Genomic DNA, 18,389 nt, shown 5'->3' on the forward strand with positions numbered 1-18,389 from the left:
ACATGGATTTCAGCTGGATTTTCGAATACCAGGACTTGCTGCTCTATGGTGCCTTCCTGACATGCCTGCTGCTGGCAATTTCGGTCACGTTGGGGTTTGCGCTCGCTATCCTCCTGGCGATTGCCCAGGTCGGCCGTGGTTCCATCGCCCGTTGGCTCTCCAAGTCGTACTGCACATTCTTTCGCGGCACGCCGTTGCTCATCCAGCTTTGGCTCATCTACTATGGTCTGGGCTCGTATCTGCCGCATATCCCTGGATTGCGGAGCAGCTTTCTTTGGCCGGTCTTGCGAGAGGGCTTGTTCTTTGCGGCGTTGGCCCTGACGCTCAACTTCGCCGCTTACCAGGGGAGATTCTTCGCGGCGCCATGCTGGCGGTCCCGAAAGGAGAGCTTGAAGCCGCTCGCGCCGTTGGCATGTCACCCTGGATGATTCTGCGCCGGATCTGGCTACCGAGAGCAATCCGGATTGGACTTCCGACCTTTGCCGGCGAGGTCGTCCTGCAGCTCAAGGCAACACCGATCGTATTTTCGGTGACCGTGATGGATCTCTACGGTGCTGCCTACAAAATCCGCCAGGATACACTCCTCGTCTACGAGCCACTCCTCCTCGTCACTGTCTTTTACGTCAGCCTGACTTTCCTGATTACACAAGGGTTCCAGAGGCTGGAAAACGCCATCCCGGTCAGGCGCTGAGGCACTCCCCAACCACTCACTTCAACAAAGAGGCTAATTATGTCGAGACCAGACAAACACGATCTATCGACGCTCTCCTTCAATACGCTGTCGGTGCACGGCGGCAACGAAATCGACAAGACATCGGGCGCTATTCGCACACCGATCGTGATGGCGAATTCGTACGAACTTCCTTACGACCCTTCTACAATGGACTGGTCGGACACCGAGAGCCCCTCCTATACGCGCAATTCCGGCCACAATCAGATCGGCCTGCAGCGCAAGCTCGCGGCCATGGAGGGCGGCGAGGATGCAGCCGTCTTCGCAACGGGCGTTGCGGCGCTTCATGCGGTGTTCTTTACTTTCCTGAAAAGCGGCGACCACGTGATTGTCGGCGACGTCACTTATGAGGCCGTGTGGCGACTGTTTTCAGAGCTTTTGCCGCAGCGCTACAATATTGAAGCCACCTTCGTCGACATGGGCGACATGGATGCCGTCCGAGCCGCCGTGCGCCCGAACACCAAGCTGATCCATACCGAGACAATCGCCAATCCAACGACCAAGGTTGCCGATATCGCGACGCTCGCCTCAATCGCAAAGCAAGCGGGCGCGCTCCTGTCGGTGGACTCGACCTTCACCCCTCCCCGTTCTTCCGTCCGCTCACACTTGGTGCAGATCTCGTCATCCACTCGCTGACGAAATACATCAACGGTCATGGCGACGCGATGGGCGGGGTCGTCATCGGCTCGAAGCCGCTTATCCATCACATCAAGGCAGACGCGCTCGTCGATCTCGGCGGCACGATTTCCCCGTTCAACGCCTGGCTGATCATGCGAGGCTCAGTGACTTTGCCGCTGCGCCTGAAGCAGCAGTTTTCATCGGCAGAGATCGTCGCCCGGTCCCTCGCAGCCGACAAGCGCGTCGCCTATGTCACCTATCCCGGTCTCGACAGCCATGACCAGCACGCGCTTGCCAGAACGCAGTTTGCTGGCAAGGGCTACGGCGCGGTCATGGCTTTTGCCGTCGATGGCGATCCGGATACGCAGAACCGGTTCGTCGCGCATCTCAGGGTCATCACTTCGGCTGTCTCGCTTGGTCACGACGAGAGCCTGATCGTCCATGTCGGCGGCAGTGGGCGCGGCGGCTCCGATCGTTACCCGCCGAACTTCCAGAAATACGGGCATCTGCGGCTTTCGATCGGTCTGGAAGACACCGAGGATCTGATTGCTGACATCAACAACGCCCTCGACGAGACGTTCGGGCGAAGCTGAACACGAAGTCGAATTGGACATGAATTGCCCCTCGCCGGGCAATTCATGTCGCCGTCAAAGCCTGATGCGCGGTAGACCCGGAGGTCCGCCAGGAAGGATATTATGCACTGTATAATCCTGTTCGTCGCCGGCCTGCTTGAGGTCGTCTGGGCGTTCTACATGAAGAGATCCGACGGTTTCACGCTGCTCATCCCGTCGGCAATCACAGTCATTGCGATGATTGCCAGCGGCGTGCTGCTGTCCTTTTCGATGAAGGTGCTGCCGCTCGGTACTGCCTATCGGTTTGGACAGGGATCGGTGCAGTTGGCTCCTTTCTGCTCGGAATGGCGATCCTTGGAGAGCCCGCGTCACCCATGCGTCTGGCAGCGGGCGCCTTGATCGTGTCGGGGATTCTCATGATGAAGCTCGCCAGCACCTGACCTACGTCCGGCGGCAGATTGAGCAAAGTGCGCTGCTCTTTGGTCTGTCTGCGTGGTTCCTGCAGAGCAATCCGCATCCCATGCTTACCCTCATAGACTTCACTGGAGGATCGTTATGACAGTTTACAATATCGCACTTATCGGATTTGGCGGCGTCAATCGCGCTCTGGCCGAACTCATTGCCGCCAAGAACCAGCTCTGGGAGCGCGATCTTGGATTCCGCCTGAATATCGTCGCCGTGAGCGATCTCTATCTTGGCTCGGTGATTTCGCCAAACGGTCTTGATGCGAGGACCCTGGTCGAGGCGAAGTTCGAAAAGGGCGGCTTTGGACAGCTTTCCGGGGAAGTGCCGAAGCCGACAACGAGACTATTATCAAGACCGCACCCGCAGACATTGTCGTCGAGGCAACGTTCACCAATCCCAAGGACGGCGAACCTGCTGTCTCGCATTGCCGCTGGGCGCTTGAGACCGGCAAACACGTGGTTACCACCAACAAGGGCCCGGTCGCCATTGAGGCCCAGGCGCTCAAGGCGCTGGCAAAGGCCAACGGTGTACGCTTCGAGTACGAGGGCGCCGTGATGAGCGGTACTCCGGTCATTCGCATGGCTGAGAAAACGCTTGCCGGCGCCGAGCTGAAGGGCTTCGAAGGAATTTTGAACGGCACATCCAACTTCGTCCTCGGTCGCATGGAAGCGGGTTTGGATTTCGCATCCGCTGTGAAAGAAGCCCAGGAACTCGGCTATGCCGAGGCCGATCCCACCGCCGATGTCGAAGGTTTCGACGTTCGTCTGAAAGTCGTCATCCTGGCAAACGAGCTGCTTGGCGCAAATCTCAAGCCTGAGGACGTAAGCTGCAAGGGTATCTCCGGTCTTTCACCTTCAGACATCGAGGATGCAGCACAGGCAAACAGCCGCTGGAAGCTCATCGGGGCTGCGGTCCGCAATGACGACGGCAGCGTGACGGGCAGTGTTTCCCCCAAACGGCTTGACCTCGGCCATCCGCTGGCAGGCGTCAATGGTGCCACCAATGCGGTGTCGCTCGACACCGAACTGCTGGGCGCCGTGACGATCACCGGGCCTGGCGCCGGCCGCATCGAAACCGCCTATGCGCTTCTTTCCGATATCGTCGCCATTCATTCCGCCGGCGCCTCGGCCATCGTTAAGGAGGCTGCATGATGCACAACCTTGCACTCACCCAAAAGAACGCTCCTGCAGAAATTGCCGTTACCAGCCCGTTCGACGGTACGCTGGTCGGAACGGTCGTGGAAACTTGTGCCACAAGCGTGAACGTGCTGCTGGAGCGGGCAAGGCGCGGGGCGCAGACTGCCCGAACGCTGCCGCGTCACAAGCGAGCGGTGATCCTTGAAAAGGCCGCTGCGGCCATCGAAGCCGTGCGCGAGGACTTCGCGCTTCTCATCGTCAAGGAGGCGGGCAAGACGATTACGCAGGCCCGCAAAGAGACGACACGGTGCGTCAATACGCTCAAGCTGTCTGCCGACGAGGCCAAGCGCAATGCGGGCGAAGTCATCCCGTTCGACGCCTACGCAGGCTCGGAGACTCGCCAAGGCTGGTACACGAGAGAACCGCTGGGGATTATTGCCGCCATTACGCCCTATAACGATCCCCTCAATCTCGTCGCCCACAAACTTGGTCCGGCAATTGCCGGCGGCAACGCAGTGATTTTGAAGCCATCTGAGCTTACCCCGCTCTCTGCCATCAAGCTCGTCGAGGTCCTGGTCGAGAGCGGCCTGCCCGAGGAAGTCATAACTGTTGCGATTGGCGGCCCTGAGCTTGGGAAGGCTCTTGTTGCAGCGAGAGACGTTCGAATGATCTCCTTCACCGGTGGCTTTGCCACTGGTGAAGCGATTGCCAAAACAGCAGGCCTCAAGAAGCTTGCCATGGACCTTGGCGGCAATGCTCCTGTCATCGTCATGGAGAATTGCAACTTCGATGCTGCCGTCGAGGCTTGCGTATCTGGAGCCTACTGGGCGGCCGGTCAAAACTGTATTGGCACGCAGCGAATTTTGATCCAGCGGCCGATCTATGAGCAATTCAAGGCGAAGTTCGTCGCAGAAACCAGGAAGCTCAAGACCGGCAATCCTTTGGAAGCCGACACTGATGTCGGCCCGATGATCTCACAAAAGGCGGTCGAAAGAGCGGCCGCAATGGTCGAACGGGCGCTGGCTGCCGGTGCAACCTTGCTTTGGGGCCATAAGCCGACTGGCAACCTCTATCCGCCGACGGTCCTGGACAATGTTCCAGCCTCCTGTGACGCCTGGGGCGAGGAAGTGTTCGCGCCAATCGTCATTCTTCAGCCCTTCGATGGGCTGGCGGATGCGATCGATTTGGCAAACAGCCCCGAATACAGTCTTCACGCCGGCATTTTTACAAACGATCTGGAAGGGGCGCTTGAGGCTGCAAGCAAGATCGAGGCTGGAGGCATCATGATCAACGACTCCTCCGACTATCGGTTCGATGCAATGCCGTTTGGCGGCTTCAAATATGGCAGCATGGGCCGCGAGGGCGTCCGGTTTGCCTATGAGGACATGACCCAGCCTAAGGTCGTGTGCATCAACCGCCTGAAGACGTAACGCCAGGCCTGCTCAAATCCATCGGCAACTCAGGGAGTAAAAATGTTCAAGGGTTCTATTACCGCGCTTGTCACGCCTTTTGCTGATGGTCGCGTCGACGAGGCCGCCTTGCGCGACCTCGTCGAGTGGCAGATCGAAGAAGGATCCTTCGGTCTTGTTCCATGCGGGACAACGGGGGAAAGTCCGACGCTCAGCCATGCCGAGCATAAGCAGGTGGTCGAGATCACCATCGCGGCCGCCAAGGGCCGTGTGCCCGTCATCGCGGGCGCCGGCTCAAACAGCACCTCGGAAGCAATCGACTTCGTCCTCCATGCGCAGGACGCCGGCGCCGACGGTGTGCTGATTGTCGCGCCCTATTACAACAAGCCAACCCAGGAAGGGATCTACCAGCATTTCAAGGCAATCGATGCTGCGGCCACCGTTCCGATCATCGTCTACAATATCCCCGGCCGCAGCGTCATCGATATTCAGGTCGAAACGTTGGCCCGCATATTTGAAGACTGCCCAAACGTGAAGGGCGTCAAGGATGCAACCGGCAACCTGTTGCGCCCGTCCCTCGATCGTATGGCCTGCGGGCGCTCGTTCAATCTCCTGACCGGTGAAGACGGCACGGCGCTCGGCTACATGGCGCATGGCGGACATGGTTGCATCTCGGTGACGGCGAATGTCGCTCCGGGCCTCTGCGCTGACTTCCAGCAGGCCTGCCTGAACGGCGACTTCGCCGCCGCCTTGAAGCTTCAGGACCGTCTGATGCCCCTGCACCGGGCGCTTTTTCTCGAAACCAACCCTGCTGGGCCGAAATATGCCTTGCAGCGTCTCGGTCGCATAGGTGGGGATCTGCGGCTACCACTCGTTACGATCAGTCCTTCCGTTCAAGAAGAGATCGATAGCGCCATGCGCCATGCGGGGATCCTGGTTTGATGGACAGGACAAAGCTTGCTGAGCGTATCGAGTCAGATCTTATCGGGCCGCTCGCTATTCCTCGACACGTCCTTTACGGCGTCCATACACGGCGCGCGGAACAGAATTTCGACGTATCGGGCCTGCGCCTGAGGGATTTTCCTGAGCTCATCCAGTCGATGGCGATGGTGAAAAAGGCTTCTGCTCTCGCCAACATGGAACTCGGGCTTCTTTCTGCCGAAAAGGCCGAAGCGATCTCTCAAGCATCCGACGAACTCATCGCGCTCAATGATATCGATGAGAACTTTCCCGTCGACATGATGCAGGGAGGGGCCGGCACCTCGACCAACATGAACGTGAACGAGGTTCTGACAAACCTCGCTCTTTTGAAGATGGGCGCCGACGTCGGTGAGTATTCGAGGCTGCACCCAAATGACGACGTCAATCTGTCCCAGTCGACAAACGACGTTTACCCAACAGCTATCCGGCTGACGATCTTGCGAGCATGCGAAGGGCTTATCGCAGCTGAGGTCGCGCTTCGCGACGCCTTTCGCGGCAAGGCCATGCAATATGCAAGCGCTCTAAAGGTCGGTCGGACACAGTTGCAAGACGCCGTGCCGATGACCGCGGGGCAGGAATTTGAAGCCTTCGCTGAACTCATTGACGAGGATATCGTCCAGATCCAGTACGCCTCTAAGCTTCTCAAAGAGATAAACCTCGGCGGCTCGGCGATCGGCACGGCAATCAACGTACCCTCAGGCTTCGCGCAGTTGGCCTGCGGTCACCTGTCCCGAATATCTGGCTATCCGTTAATCCCTGCCCGCAACTTCATCGAAGCGACATCGGACACAGGCGGTTTCGTCTCCTTTTCAGGCGTGCTCAAGCGAATTGCGGTTAAACTGAGCAAGATCTGCAATGACCTCCGGCTCCTGAGCAGTGGACCCCGCGGCGGTCTGGGTGAGATCCGCTTGCCGCCTGTTCAAGCCGGCTCGTCCATCATGCCTGGCAAGGTCAATCCCGTTATCCCGGAGATGATGAACCAGATCAGCTTTCAGGTCATCGGCAATGATCTGACGGTGACGCTCGCAGCAAGTGCCGGCCAGCTCCAGCTGAACGCCATGGAACCCGTCATCGTTTTGAACATCCTGCAATCGATGCGCATGCTGACCAGAGGTATGGTGGTCTTGAAGGAACGCTGCATCGATGGCATCGAAGTCGACGTCGACCGTTGCAAGGCGTTGCTCGACCAATCTCTCGTTCTTGCCACGCCATTGGCGACGCTGATCGGATACAGCAAAGCGGCATACCTCTCCAAGAAGGCGCTGGTCGAGAAGAGAAACTTGCGAGATGTCGTCGAAGAAGAATGCGTTCTGACCGAAAGTCAGGCTCATCAGATTTTTGGAGCCGCCGCGGAATTTGCCAATGTTTCGAAGATTATGCGCGGTTGAACGGAGGAAAGAATGGCCGTTTTCACGGAAATATCCGACGAGGACCGAAACTCGATCGCGGCGGCCTATGGCATGACCTCCCTGTCATCGGTGATCGGTATTGCCGACGGCGACAGGGAAACGACCTATCTTTTCCGGGCGGCGGAGGGTGAGTTCATCGTCACGCTGTTCGAAAATGGCGCCGAACCGCTAGATCTCGAGCGGGCGTTCGCAACGATGGAGACGCTGAACAACAGCGGTATTCCCTGCCCGAAACCAACGCGCACGATTGATGGCGATGCGACCTTCCGGGCGGCCGGCCGCCTCGTTGCCGTCGTGAGTTTCGTATCAGGTTCGTCGACAAACGATCCTACGCCAGGAAAGTGTAAAAGCCTTGGCCGCCTCATGGCGCGGATCCACATGACCCTGCAAGGAGGCAAAAAGCGTTCTCTAAATGAACTGCCTGCCGGTCCTCTGCATGGAGCCTTGATACCTTCTAACGTCTTCTTCCTTGGAGACGACGTCAGTGGGGTTATCAACTTTCGGCTTCGGCACGATGATGTGCTGATTTCAGAGATTGCCGAGGTTCTCGTCGGCTGGGCGAGCCTGCTGACTGGAGAGCTGGACGAAGAGAAAGCCAGTGCCATTCGGGCCGGATATGAGAGTGTAAGGCACCTGACTGAGGCAGAAACAACGGCACTTCCCGCGTTTGTCCTCGCATCCGCCGCCAGACGTTACGCCGGAGAGAAGGACAAGACTCGCCTGCTTCAGGCTGCAGTTCGCGCCTTTGAATCGACAGGATTTGGAGCAGCAGCGCGGCAAGCGGAGTGCCGTCCTGCATGAAATATCTTCTCGACCGCATTGACGAACAGATCCTTGCCGCCTTGAAGTTGAACGCGCGCGCATCTCACGCTGAGCTGTCCGGTCAGGTCAACTTGTCGCGCAATGCTGTTCGCGTTCGAATAGAACGGCTTGAACGCGAAGGCTTTATCAAGGGCTATACAATTGTCACTGGCGAAGGCGGGAACGACAGTCCCATCACCACCGCATTGATGTTTGTCTACCGCCAGGACCGAATGAGGGGCGGCGAGGTCATTCACGCTTTGCGGAAAATTCCGGAGGTCGTCGCTTGCGATGTGATGACGGGCGATTTTGATCTGCTGGTACGGGTCGAATCCGTGGAAGCCGATCGCATACGCCAAATCTGGCAACAAATTTCAGCACTTCCCGGCGTAAGGGATACCCTCACGGCATTTGCACTCTCCTCTGTCATTCGGAAGTGAGCTGTCGGTCCCGAACTCATCATGTGTAGACAGCACTGTAGCTCCAGTGCTCCTAGCCATCACGGAGCGATGCAGCGAATACAAGCGTGGATCGGCGGGCTGGAAGACATCTACGATTGCCCGGAGCCTCACGTAAAGGCAGCCCGCAAATGGTTGAGAGCATGTACAACATCCGGTACTGCGGAGTCCGGTATCGGCCTCACTGGCCGCGGCGGCTCGAAATCTCCGATGCCAAGAAGCGCCACGAGCCTGTACATCACTCTGAAACTGCCAAACCGCTTGAACAACGACCAGAGGGGCTCGAACGCTTTTTCCAATCTCTCGACCTCCTCGGCATTGCCGGCCCGCGCCGCCGTCGCAAGCGCGAGCGCTTCAGCGGGAAGCACCCCGCGACGACGCTATACCAGGCATCGGCGCCAGCAAGCAAAGCCGACGAAGCTCCCCAGTCACCGCTATATCCGATCGAAAACCCGGTCGGCGACTTGCCGCGCAGATCTGCAAGTTCGGTCTTGAAGTCCTCGTTCGCCGGCAACGGCATCTTGATCGCGGCGATGTTTGGAACTGTGGCGAGCCTGGCGATCAGTGCGCTGCTGAACGTAAACCTGGTCGTGCTCGGATTGTTGTAGATGCAAAGCGGAAGACCGCCACTCTCGGTGACGGCTGCGAAATGCTCAAATACCTCGTCATCCTTCAGCGGAACATACGAGACGGGCGCCAGAAGGAGGCCATCTGCCCCCGCCCCCTTCGCATCGCGTACCAGAGCCTGCGCCTCGTCAGTGCGAAGCGCACCAACACCGACGATTACCGGAATTCGCCCACCGACGGTTTTGACAGCTGTTTCAACGGCACGCCTGCGCTCGTCGCGCGTCAGGAAGGCATAGGCGCCCGTGCTTCCGAGAAGGCCTATGGAGTCAGCACCCGCATCAACTATGCGCTGCAAGAGCGCCGCAAGCACGGCTGGATCAACGCGCCCGGACGCGTCGGCCGGAGTAATTGGAAAAGCAGATAGGCCTTCGAAGAGAGACATGAATGTTGCCTTGGTTATGTGCGGGAAAGCAGGAGACGGATGCCGGCTGCGCCGAAGAAGATCGCAAGCGTCCCCTCGATCCAGCGGCGAGCCCGGCTGTAGAAGCGCACCATAGGCGCTGTTGAAAAGACAATAGCATAACCACAAAAGATCGTTACGCTCAGGACAGCACATCCAAAGAGGATTGCTGCCACGGTGTAGGAGGACGCACCCGGGCCAAGGCCAAGCGCCACCAGGGCGATCCAGGCGAGAATTGATTTCGGGTTGGTCAGATGCATCAGCAAGCCGCGTCGGTAGAGTGACGAAGTCGTCTCGGGGGTGTTCGTTCCTGCTGTCTCGACCGGTTTTTCGCCAGCGGTGAGAGCGGCTTTGGCTGCCCTGAACGCCAGGTATAGAAGATAAAGCCCGCCGAAGATTTTCAGGATCGTCAGGGCTTCGGCATACCGGGTCAGGATCGCAGATATTCCCGTGGCGGCCATAGCGCCCCAGAAGATCGAGCCGCTGACCACACCGGCAGCAAGCACGAGCGCGGCGCGCCGGCCTTGGTCCATCGCCACGCCCATGATGCGCATGTTACTTGGACCGGGGCTGCCGGCCGCGATCACGTAGGCCGTGTAAACGAGAAGAAGGTGCTGTAACTCCGAGCCCACGCGCATACCCTTTGTTCATGCCGGATCCGACTGAGCGCGACCCCACTCGGGCGGTTGTTCTGATTTCATGCGGCAGTTCGAAGGCTGCACACTCGCGATCGTCGATCAGCCACTACCAGAAAGCATTGAGTTAGGCTAATTAAAGTAGCTTACCTCGATTAAGGCGGACTTACATGCTCGACTACTCCGCATTGCGGGCCTTGGCCGCCGTTGTGCAGACTGGAAGCTTCGAAAAAGCGGCAGGGACGCTCAATGTCACACCATCAGCAGTTTCGCAGCGCGTCAAAAACCTCGAGGAGCGAATGGGGATCGCGCTGATCGTCAGGGGAAATCCGTGCGTTGCCACAGAGCAGGGGCAGCGGGTGTGTCGGCACGTCGAAAATGTTGGGCTGCTTGAACGAGACCTGTACGAGCACATACCGTCGCTCGCGCCGTCCACCCAATTGATTGAACGCGTGACAATCCACCTTGCAACAAATGCTGATAGTCTCGGAACCTGGTTTCTCGAGGCACTTTCCGCATTTGCCAAATCTTCAAGTTGTCTTCTGGACGTTGTTATTGATGACGAGGGCCACACGGCTGATTGGCTAGAGCGCGGGCGGGTGATTGCAGCTGTGACAGACAGCGAAAGGGTGGTCGCCGGATGCCGGCGCACCGCCCTCGGTTCGTTGCGTTACCGGGCCACTGCAAGCCCGGAATTTGTTGAGCGCTATTTTTCCGGAGGCATCAGCGGCGAAGCGCTGCGCACCGCACCGGCCATGACTTTCAACCAGAAAGACAAGCTTCAAGCCCGATGGATCGCCCAGACGCTTGGCGAAGAAGTCATCTGTCCGACGCACTTTCTTCCATCGACGCATGCTTTCGTTGACGCTAGCGTCGGAGGCATTGGCTGGGGCATGAACCCCGAGTATCTCGCTCGCCCACATCTACAGAAAGGAACGCTGGTGGAGTTGATCCCCGACAACCCGCTTGACATTCCGCTCTTTTGGCAGATCAACAGACTTGCTGCAGACCGGTTCGCGACCCTCACCGACATTGTGATTGCAGTCGCCAATCAGCGCCTCGATGATTGAAGCCGACTCCTCAATCTCGTTCCGCGAATTTTATGAGCCAAAGGTCGTAGCCTTGGCTTCGATTGGTCACGACGACGATCGGCGGCAATCGCCGCGTCGGCTTCCTCCGGCACGAACAAACGGGTGGCCATTTGCACGCCCGCCGAGCCGCATTGAGGCATCGAAGCTTGGGGCACCTTCGTTAGGTCTAGATCGAACTGAGGACGTGCACTGTATTGTGATGGCAACTATTTCAGAGAGATGTACGTCGCCGGGTCGAGAACGGACAACCGTACGGCAACTGGCCTATTGACGGCATCTGCGATCGATTTCTGGATTTTCTCTGCAAGGTCGGAAAGCACCGGACGGGTGCGGTCCGGTTTGGGCAAGATGGCGACCTCAACGTTCACCGGTTGGTCAGCCATGCCGTAGGCAGGTAAAATGGCAAGCTGGCAGGCCGCACTTTCGACCTTCAGCGCACGGCAGATGATTTCTCTCAGTGGCACCAAGGCCTCGCGAACGCCGAGTTGCGCATCTTCGGGAAGTCCCTGATCCACATAGATCTTGATGTTTGGCATGATTGATGCTCACGCTGGATTCAGGACAAAATCGAACGGGGATCGCCATTGCGTACTTCCGTCCGAAACCCGATGATAAGGCGCCATCAACGTTGCCTTGACGCCGAACACAGCGTCGGAACCGAGGTAATCGTCGTCACCGACGAATGTGTGCGTGACAAGTTTTTGATACCCCGCGGCGGTAACGATATAGTGCATATGGGCAGGGCGATAAGGATGCCTGCCAAGCTGCTCAAGCATTTTTCCGACCGGTCCATCATCGGGAATGGGATATGAAACAGGTTTGATGCCGATGAAGCGATAGTGACCATCGGGTCCGGTTACGAAAACTCCCCGGTTGTTCCATCGAGGTTGAATGAGAGGCTGCTGAACATCATAAAAGCCATCAGCATTGTCGGACCATACGTCGATGCAGGCGCCTTCAATGGGATTTCCGTCAAGGTCGATCACCAGACCCTCGAACAGGCAGCTTTCACCCTTGCCGTCGAGAGTAATACAATCCCCCATCTCCCGACGCGGCGCTCCATGCACGTGAAAAGGCCCGAGTACCGTGTTTTCCGTAGCGCCTGGTTGCCTGCGATTGTTTATGGCGTCGACAAGCATGGATACGCCTAAGGTGTCAGACAGAAGGATGAATTCCTGCCGCTGCTCGGAGCAAATTTGCCCGGTTTCCGTCAAAAAATTGATCGCGATCTCCCATTCTTCCTGCGTTAGCCGAGCCTCTTTGATGAAAGCGTGGAGATGCTTCACAAGACAGCTCATGACACTTCTCAAACGAGGATCGATATTGGGTTCCATTCGCCCGTTTACCGCATCGACCGAGGCGTCTTCCGAGAAGTAACCAGACATTGCTGCTCCTTAGGGTGCTGAATGAGAGTATCGAGTCGAAGTGCGAGAAGCGGGTCCTATTGGGACCAACTGGGTGCCGTTGCCTGCCTCATGAGGGCCTTACGCCTTCCCATGCATCCTGGAGCAAAGCCCGTACTCCACCGGCCTCCAGAGGACGCGGGGTCCAGTAGGGGTTGCTGACAGCCAGCGCCGTCGCCCTATCAAGATCGTCACCGGTCACACCTAGATCACGAAGTCTCATCGGTGCGCCTAAGCTAAGCCCAAAATCATGCAGACCCGTACCGGCGCGCGGCGAGCTGAACAGACGCGCAACAGGCGCGAGCAGTTCCGGAACAGCCTGTTCGGTATAGGAAACCGTATGCGGCAGAAGAATCGCGTGCGTTTCCGCATGGGGCAGATCGAGGGTTCCTCCAAGCGTGTGACAGAGCTTGTGGTGTAACGACATGCCAACGGCACCAAGAACAACACCGCAGAGCCAGGACCCGTAAAGTGCGTCTGCGCGCGCCTGCGCGTCCCGGGGCAATTTGACAATGGCAGGAAGCGCTTTGCGCAAGGCGGCGAGCCCCTCCATCGCCAGAAGGGAGGCAATGGGATTGCGGTCTTGGGCATAAAGTCCCTCAATGGCGTGAGCCATTGCGTTGAGGCCACTTGTAACGCTCATCGTAACGGGGAGATCGAAGGTCAACTCGGGGTCATAAATGACCGTCTTCGGAAGAACTGATGATGTGCGGATCGTGGTCTTGATCCCGTTTTCCGTCTGCCCAAGGATTGGCGTCACCTCGGAACCAGCATAGGTCGTGGCGACGACAAGCTGGGGCGCATTGTTCCGAAAGGCGATAGCCTTTCCCAACCCGATTGTCGATCCTCCACCCAGTGACACAACACAGTCCGCTCCGGTTTCGTTGAAAACGGAGAGCGCATCGGCGGTGACCTTGACCGGCGTGTGCATGACTGCGCGGCTGAACACCCCCACTGCAAGTTCGCCCAGCGCGCTCGCCAGCGCTTGCGCATCATTTTCCTGATGAGGAGTCGACAAGACAAGCGCCCTGCCACGCCCAAGGCGGCCCAATTCCTCGGAGACTTTTGACAGGGACCCAACGCCGAACACGATGCGGGGTACAGTGCTATCAAACGTGAACAGGTCAATCATTGGGATCTCCTTGAGATCGATTGCGTCTAACAGTGGTTGCGCCACCACGCTTGGTCCGGGTCCTTCCAGACTTCGCATCACGGTTCTGCTTGGCCGCCGATGATCGGGATGCAAAATCAGAATGCCGGCGCAGCGGATCCGCCTCCTTAGTCGTCATGTCAGATGCTTCGATCGCACTTCGACCAGCATTGATAATCAGGCGCGGTATCAACCCATGCGTTCCGAAGCGTAAGACCCGGGACTTGGCTGGAAAACGACGGTGCGATTGCCGTTGATGAAAGAGCGGTGGTGAATGTGGGCGTGGACCGCGCGTGCCAGCACCTGGCTTTCGACATCGCGGCCGAGCGAGATATAGTCTTCCGGCGACTGCGCATGGGTGACGCGTACGGTGTCCTGGTCGATGATGGGTCCCTCGTCAAGGTCGGCGGTAACGTAATGAGCTGTGGCACCGATCAACTTCACGCCCCGCTGATAGGCTTGTTTGTAGGGGTTTGCGCCCTTGAAGCTTGGCAAAAACGAATGGTGAATATTGATAATACGGCCGGACATGGTGCTGCACATCTCGTCCGAGAGGATCTGCATGTAGCGGGCGAGCACGACAAGCTCCGTTCCGGTACTGTCGACCAGGTCCATGATACGCGCCTCAGCCGCCGGCTTATTAGCCTTCGTAACCGGTATGTAGTGAAACGGAATATCGTGATTGACGACCAGCTTCTGGTAATCAAAGTGATTGGAAATGACGCCGACGATGTCGATCGGCAGCGCGCCGATCTTCCAGCGGTATAAGAGATCGTTGAGGCAGTGACCGAAGCGCGAGACCATGAGCAGAACCTTCATTCGCTCCTGCGCATCGTGAAGTTTCCACTCCATCCCGAACCTTGCCGCGACTGGTTTAAACCCCTCCATCAGTGCATCCCGCGACGCACCTTCGGAAAAGAGACTGACACGCGTGAAGAACTTCCCGGTGCCCAGGTCGTCGAACTGCGAGCTATCGACGATGTTGCACCCCTGCTCGAACAGAAATCCGGAGACCGCTGCCACGATGCCGCGGGTTGTGTCGCATGAAACCGTCAGGACATAGTTCTTCATTCTTCACCGCGTTCGTTCTAGTCTAGAGCCAGTTGGCCCAAGGGGTGCCCTGTCAGCAGCAATGCTAAGCCGTGCCGATGCGCCGGCGCCGCTTAGGTAGCGGAAAGCCCGATGTGCCGATCGAGTTCGGCACGATCGCTAGCGAGTTTCACCGCTGCTTCCTCAAAAACGATCTTTCCCTGATCCAGAGCGACGACCCGATCAGCAAAGCGCAGAGCGAGGCCAATTTGTTGTTCCACCAGAACGACCGTATGGCCTCGGTCAGCAAGATCGCCAAAAACACCGACGAGCATGTCGCAAATCACCGGCGCCAGTCCCTCCAGCGGTTCGTCCAGCAAGATGATCTGAGGTCTTCCAAGCAGCGCACGGGCGATCGACAACATCTGTTGTTCACCTCCGGAAAGCTGGCGGCCGCCATTGAACCGGCGTTCCTTCAATCTCGGAAAAAGATCATAGGCTTCGTTCAGATTTGATCCATTCCGCATGCCCGCGATCAGGTTCTCTTCGACAGAGAGCGAGGGAAGATATCGCGCGTCTGCGGGACGATACCAATCCCTAGCCGCGCGCGCTCGTGGGCTTGTACGCCATCGACAGGAATTCCCCTCAATCTGATGCTTCCGGCGTGCTGGCGGGTTTGCCCCATGATGGTGGCCAGCAGAGTTGTTTTGCCCACTCCGTTCCGTCCGACGATTGCCAGGCGCTCGCCCTTCGCAACCTTGAGCGACACATTGCGAAGAATATGCGTTTCACCATAGCCAGCAATCACGCCGTCCAGTTCCAGCAGCGCATCAGCCATGATCGGCCCCCAGATAGAGTTCCCGGACCTCGCGATTGGAGATCACTTCCTGTGGAGTGCCGTCCAAAAGGATCGCGCCGTTGACCAGGACGATGATCCTATTGGCAACCTCAAAAACCAGTTGCATGTCATGCTCGATGATGAGAACCGACAAATCTGCCGGAAGTCTCTTTATTGCCTGGACGATCAGGTGGCTTTCCGTGGAAGGTACCCCGGCCGCTGGCTCATCAAGGATCAAGACCTTAGGCTTCAAAGCCAATGTCAGCGCCAGTTCGACGAGCCTTTGCTGGCCATAAGCAAGTCCACGTACGGGCTTGTCCGCCAGAGGCGTCAGCGCAAGATCCTCCAGTAACTGAAAGATTTCGCATTCTAACTCAGGTATCCCATCAGAGCGGCAAAAAACCTTGTTCGTGCGGCGCTCCCTTTCCAGTATCGGCAGGCGAATATTCTCGCGAACGGTGAGATCACGGAAGAGGTTGGTAATCTGGAAGGTTTTCGCGATTCCAGCTCGAACCCGCTCGGACTCAGACATTTTACCAACGCTTTTGCCGTTGAGCAGAATGGTTCCCGAGGAGGGTTTGAGAACGCCCGTCAACAAGTTCGCAAATGTCGTCTTTCCCGCACCGTTCGGTCCGATCAAGGCGGTCCTCGCACCATTTGGGAGGGAAAGCGTCAGGTTTCGTGCGACTTGTAAGCCGCCGAAATTTTTCGAAAGTCCATGGACTGCGAGACCGGAGGTCATGGTTTCCTCCTCAACAGCGCGACCAGGCGATCCGGGAGCGAGATCAATCCTTTGGGGAGAGCAAACACGATGATGAGAAGCATGAACCCGATCACGAACAGCCAGTTGAAAGGATCGATGCCTGCTGCAATGTGATGGACGACCATGAACACGAGGGTGCCGACGAGCGCGCCATAGAGGCGCCCGGCTCCGCCGACGATCAACATCACCATGACATCAGCGGAAGAGAGAAGTTAAAGACTTCGATCCCCACCAGGCCTGTAACCTGCGCGGCCAGCGCGCCAGCGATACCGGCAATCGCTCCAGCTATTACGTAAACCGTCACTTTGCGGCGGTAGACGGGCGTTCCAATCGCTCGCATCCGGCTCGCACTTCCTTCGATGCCGCGAAGTGCCAGCCCAAACGGAGAGGAAGCGAGAATGCAGCAAAAAATCAAGACCGCTATCAAAATGCAGACGGAATAGACGAACGCGACCTGGCCAACGAAGTCGAATTCAAACATGCCGAGAAGGGGTGAGACAGTAATCCCAGCGAGGCCGTCGGCCCCGCCGGTCAGCCACCGCGCTTGCGAAGCTGTCTCCTGAAGGACCATGGTAACCGCAATCGAAATCATCAAGAGGGCTACGCCCTGCGCTCGCAAAAGCACGCAACCGGAGATCCAGGCAATCAACGCCCCGGCAACTGCACCGGCCAAAAGTCCAATCAGCGGGTCTGAAGCGAGGTGCAACGACACGAGCCCGGCCGCATAAGCGCCACACCCGTACATCGCCGCATGACCAAGCGTTGCGATCCCCGCATATCCGAGGATCAGGTCAAAGGAGAGCACAAAGATCATCATGATGACGATGCGCGTCAGAAAGGCCAGATCGTAAGGAAACAGGATAAACGCGATGGCGGCTGCAACCGAAACGATCAACGCTGGTAGGACCAGCGCCAGCCGGCCCATTTTTCTTCTGATGGAAACTTGATCAGTGGCATTCGTCATTGAGCTTTCCCCATCAAGCCCTGCGGACGAAGTGCAAGCAACGCCGTAATCGCAAGAAAAAGAAGATCGTGCCGATCCCTGGCAGCAGATAGCGACCGGCAGTGTCCAGAATCCCGAGCCCAAGCGAAGCAGCGAATGACCCCGGGATACTGCCCAGACCACCAACCGAGACGACGATCAGGAAAAGAACCATGTACCGGAGCGGATAATAGGCTTCTATGGGAAGAAGCTCTGCGCCAAGGATACCTCCGAAAGCGGCGAGCCCTGCCCCGATCGCAAAGGCAGCGAGAAAAACGCGAGGTGTGTTGATCCCGAGCGAGGCGGCAGCAACCTTGTTGTCGACAGCTGCGCGCAGATAGATCCCGAAGCGGGTCTTCTCCATCAGAAGCCAGAGCGAAGCCATAATTATAAAGCCGGCAAGGATAACGATCACCCGATGAAGCGGGAGTGTCTTAAATCCGAGATCGACGGCTGCAGTCAGCGACTGGGGCGCCCCCAGAGACAAGATCGTTGAGCCTAGGAACAGGTTCACTGTGGCAATCATCAGGAAAACGATGCCGATGGTCGCCAGTACCTGGCCGAGTTCCCCGAAGCCGTAGATGTGACGATATAGCAGCCGCTCCAGGACAAGCGCGAGCACGATCACTATAATCACAGCAGTGAACGATGCGATCCAGAATGGAACCCCCAAGCGCACGCTAAGCACGTGTACCGCCGCGCCGCCGAGCAGAGCGAAGCCGCCATGGGCAAGGTTGATAATCCGCATGAGTCCCATTGTGATCGATAGTCCGACGGAGATCATGAAGAGGATCATCCCGTAGGCGACGCCATCGACAACAATGCTGAAAATGATCGACATTCGATACCTATCGAGGAAAATGGAACGAGAGGAAGAGTGGCGGGAATATTT

Annotated in this window: 16 protein-coding genes and 6 pseudogenes; 10 read left to right on the forward strand and 12 right to left on the reverse strand. The window is 57.7% G+C overall.

Going from position 1 to position 18,389, the window contains the following annotated elements; all coding sequences use genetic code 11:
* Positions 1 to 2 precede the first annotated feature (2 nt).
* From P6U16_RS27180 to P6U16_RS27220, 9 genes and pseudogenes are all read left to right on the forward strand, one after another.
* Positions 3 to 691, forward strand: a pseudogene (locus tag P6U16_RS27180) (ABC transporter permease).
* Positions 692 to 730: 39 nt separating this feature from the next.
* A pseudogene (locus P6U16_RS27185) lies at positions 731 to 1,941 on the forward strand (aminotransferase class I/II-fold pyridoxal phosphate-dependent enzyme).
* 102 nt (positions 1,942 to 2,043) lie between these two features.
* Positions 2,044 to 2,360 (forward strand): annotated as a pseudogene (locus P6U16_RS27190) (SMR family transporter).
* 115 nt (positions 2,361 to 2,475) lie between these two features.
* A pseudogene (locus P6U16_RS27195) lies at positions 2,476 to 3,536 on the forward strand (homoserine dehydrogenase).
* Positions 3,533 to 4,951, forward strand: coding sequence for an aldehyde dehydrogenase family protein (locus P6U16_RS27200; RefSeq protein WP_277704997.1), 1,419 nt, complete (start codon positions 3,533 to 3,535; stop codon positions 4,949 to 4,951). The pseudogene P6U16_RS27195 and the gene P6U16_RS27200 overlap by 4 nt, the downstream one beginning before the upstream one ends.
* 42 nt (positions 4,952 to 4,993) lie before the next feature.
* Positions 4,994 to 5,872, forward strand: a complete 879-nt coding sequence (gene dapA, locus P6U16_RS27205) for a 4-hydroxy-tetrahydrodipicolinate synthase (protein ID WP_277704998.1) — start codon at positions 4,994 to 4,996, stop codon at positions 5,870 to 5,872.
* Entirely contained in the window at positions 5,872 to 7,299 is a 1,428-nt protein-coding gene (locus tag P6U16_RS27210) for an aspartate ammonia-lyase (RefSeq protein ID WP_277704999.1), read from the forward strand. Before dapA ends, P6U16_RS27210 begins: the two co-directional genes overlap by 1 nt.
* A 12-nt stretch (positions 7,300 to 7,311) precedes the next feature.
* Positions 7,312 to 8,121: a phosphotransferase gene (locus P6U16_RS27215; RefSeq protein ID WP_277705000.1), complete on the forward strand. Its 810-nt coding sequence runs from the start codon at positions 7,312 to 7,314 to the stop codon at positions 8,119 to 8,121.
* Positions 8,118 to 8,561 (forward strand): Lrp/AsnC family transcriptional regulator, encoded by a 444-nt coding sequence (locus P6U16_RS27220; protein WP_209856325.1) that lies wholly within the window; start codon positions 8,118 to 8,120, stop codon positions 8,559 to 8,561. Before P6U16_RS27215 ends, P6U16_RS27220 begins: the two co-directional genes overlap by 4 nt.
* Before the next feature lie 128 nt (positions 8,562 to 8,689).
* On the opposite strand, the pseudogene P6U16_RS27225 reads toward P6U16_RS27220, so the two are convergent.
* Together P6U16_RS27225 and P6U16_RS27230 are read right to left on the reverse strand one after the other, a co-directional pair.
* Positions 8,690 to 9,588: pseudogene (locus P6U16_RS27225) on the reverse strand (dihydrodipicolinate synthase family protein).
* A gap of 14 nt (positions 9,589 to 9,602) precedes the next feature.
* A complete protein-coding gene (locus P6U16_RS27230) occupies positions 9,603 to 10,238 on the reverse strand; it encodes a LysE family translocator (RefSeq protein ID WP_277705001.1) in 636 nt (211 codons plus the stop codon).
* 173 nt (positions 10,239 to 10,411) lie between these two features.
* Between P6U16_RS27230 and P6U16_RS27235 the strand changes: the two genes are divergently transcribed.
* The gene (locus P6U16_RS27235; protein WP_209856321.1) at positions 10,412 to 11,311 is read left to right on the forward strand and encodes a LysR family transcriptional regulator ArgP; all 900 of its coding nucleotides are present in this window, start codon (positions 10,412 to 10,414) and stop codon (positions 11,309 to 11,311) included.
* A gap of 227 nt (positions 11,312 to 11,538) precedes the next feature.
* Here P6U16_RS27235 and P6U16_RS27240 read toward each other — a convergent pair whose 3' ends face one another.
* The 10 genes and pseudogenes from P6U16_RS27240 to P6U16_RS27280 all read right to left on the reverse strand — a co-directional run bounded on the left by P6U16_RS27240 (position 11,539) and on the right by P6U16_RS27280 (position 18,338).
* Positions 11,539 to 11,868, reverse strand: coding sequence for a hypothetical protein (locus tag P6U16_RS27240; protein ID WP_277705002.1), 330 nt, complete (start codon positions 11,866 to 11,868; stop codon positions 11,539 to 11,541).
* A gap of 9 nt (positions 11,869 to 11,877) precedes the next feature.
* The gene (locus tag P6U16_RS27245) at positions 11,878 to 12,717 is read right to left on the reverse strand and encodes a dioxygenase (RefSeq protein ID WP_209856318.1); all 840 of its coding nucleotides are present in this window, start codon (positions 12,715 to 12,717) and stop codon (positions 11,878 to 11,880) included.
* An 88-nt stretch (positions 12,718 to 12,805) separates the two neighbouring features.
* Positions 12,806 to 13,867, reverse strand: a complete 1,062-nt coding sequence (locus tag P6U16_RS27250; protein ID WP_277705003.1) for a maleylacetate reductase — start codon at positions 13,865 to 13,867, stop codon at positions 12,806 to 12,808.
* A 207-nt stretch (positions 13,868 to 14,074) separates the two neighbouring features.
* Positions 14,075 to 14,956: a formyltetrahydrofolate deformylase gene (purU, locus tag P6U16_RS27255; RefSeq protein ID WP_277705004.1), complete on the reverse strand. Its 882-nt coding sequence runs from the start codon at positions 14,954 to 14,956 to the stop codon at positions 14,075 to 14,077.
* A 92-nt stretch (positions 14,957 to 15,048) separates the two neighbouring features.
* The gene (locus P6U16_RS27260) at positions 15,049 to 15,564 is read right to left on the reverse strand and encodes an ATP-binding cassette domain-containing protein (protein ID WP_349017769.1); all 516 of its coding nucleotides are present in this window, start codon (positions 15,562 to 15,564) and stop codon (positions 15,049 to 15,051) included.
* The gene (locus tag P6U16_RS28635) at positions 15,450 to 15,752 is read right to left on the reverse strand and encodes an ATP-binding cassette domain-containing protein (protein ID WP_349017767.1); all 303 of its coding nucleotides are present in this window, start codon (positions 15,750 to 15,752) and stop codon (positions 15,450 to 15,452) included. The genes P6U16_RS27260 and P6U16_RS28635 overlap by 115 nt, the downstream gene beginning before the upstream one ends.
* Entirely contained in the window at positions 15,745 to 16,494 is a 750-nt protein-coding gene (locus P6U16_RS27265; protein ID WP_277705005.1) for an ABC transporter ATP-binding protein, read from the reverse strand. Before P6U16_RS27265 ends, P6U16_RS28635 begins: the two co-directional genes overlap by 8 nt.
* The gene (locus P6U16_RS27270) at positions 16,491 to 16,700 is read right to left on the reverse strand and encodes a hypothetical protein (RefSeq protein WP_277705006.1); all 210 of its coding nucleotides are present in this window, start codon (positions 16,698 to 16,700) and stop codon (positions 16,491 to 16,493) included. The genes P6U16_RS27265 and P6U16_RS27270 overlap by 4 nt, the downstream gene beginning before the upstream one ends.
* Entirely contained in the window at positions 16,700 to 17,479 is a 780-nt protein-coding gene (locus P6U16_RS27275) for a branched-chain amino acid ABC transporter permease (protein ID WP_277705007.1), read from the reverse strand. The genes P6U16_RS27270 and P6U16_RS27275 overlap by 1 nt, the downstream gene beginning before the upstream one ends.
* Positions 17,476 to 18,338 (reverse strand): annotated as a pseudogene (locus P6U16_RS27280) (branched-chain amino acid ABC transporter permease). The gene P6U16_RS27275 and the pseudogene P6U16_RS27280 overlap by 4 nt, the downstream one beginning before the upstream one ends.
* Positions 18,339 to 18,389 lie beyond the last annotated feature (51 nt).

This window comes from Rhizobium sp. 32-5/1 (genome assembly GCF_029537235.1).
Taxonomy (GTDB): Bacteria; Pseudomonadota; Alphaproteobacteria; order Rhizobiales; family Rhizobiaceae; genus Pararhizobium.

What these genes read in the sequence shown, in the direction of transcription:
- P6U16_RS27200 (WP_277704997.1), top strand. Translation starts at nt 3,533, where the DNA reads ATGATGCACAACCTTGCACTCACCCAAAAGAACGCTCCTGCAGAAATT.
- dapA (WP_277704998.1), top strand. Translation starts at nt 4,994, where the DNA reads ATGTTCAAGGGTTCTATTACCGCGCTTGTCACGCCTTTTGCTGATGGT.
- P6U16_RS27210 (WP_277704999.1), top strand. Translation starts at nt 5,872, where the DNA reads ATGGACAGGACAAAGCTTGCTGAGCGTATCGAGTCAGATCTTATCGGG.
- P6U16_RS27215 (WP_277705000.1), top strand. Translation starts at nt 7,312, where the DNA reads ATGGCCGTTTTCACGGAAATATCCGACGAGGACCGAAACTCGATCGCG.
- P6U16_RS27220 (WP_209856325.1), top strand. Translation starts at nt 8,118, where the DNA reads ATGAAATATCTTCTCGACCGCATTGACGAACAGATCCTTGCCGCCTTG.
- P6U16_RS27235 (WP_209856321.1), top strand. Translation starts at nt 10,412, where the DNA reads ATGCTCGACTACTCCGCATTGCGGGCCTTGGCCGCCGTTGTGCAGACT.
- P6U16_RS27240 (WP_277705002.1), bottom strand. Translation starts at nt 11,868, where the DNA reads ATGCCAAACATCAAGATCTATGTGGATCAGGGACTTCCCGAAGATGCG.
- P6U16_RS27245 (WP_209856318.1), bottom strand. Translation starts at nt 12,717, where the DNA reads ATGTCTGGTTACTTCTCGGAAGACGCCTCGGTCGATGCGGTAAACGGG.
- P6U16_RS27250 (WP_277705003.1), bottom strand. Translation starts at nt 13,867, where the DNA reads ATGATTGACCTGTTCACGTTTGATAGCACTGTACCCCGCATCGTGTTC.
- purU (WP_277705004.1), bottom strand. Translation starts at nt 14,956, where the DNA reads ATGAAGAACTATGTCCTGACGGTTTCATGCGACACAACCCGCGGCATC.
- P6U16_RS28635 (WP_349017767.1), bottom strand. Translation starts at nt 15,752, where the DNA reads ATGGCTGATGCGCTGCTGGAACTGGACGGCGTGATTGCTGGCTATGGT.
- P6U16_RS27265 (WP_277705005.1), bottom strand. Translation starts at nt 16,494, where the DNA reads ATGACCTCCGGTCTCGCAGTCCATGGACTTTCGAAAAATTTCGGCGGC.
- P6U16_RS27270 (WP_277705006.1), bottom strand. Translation starts at nt 16,700, where the DNA reads ATGTTGATCGTCGGCGGAGCCGGGCGCCTCTATGGCGCGCTCGTCGGC.
- P6U16_RS27275 (WP_277705007.1), bottom strand. Translation starts at nt 17,479, where the DNA reads ATGACGAATGCCACTGATCAAGTTTCCATCAGAAGAAAAATGGGCCGG.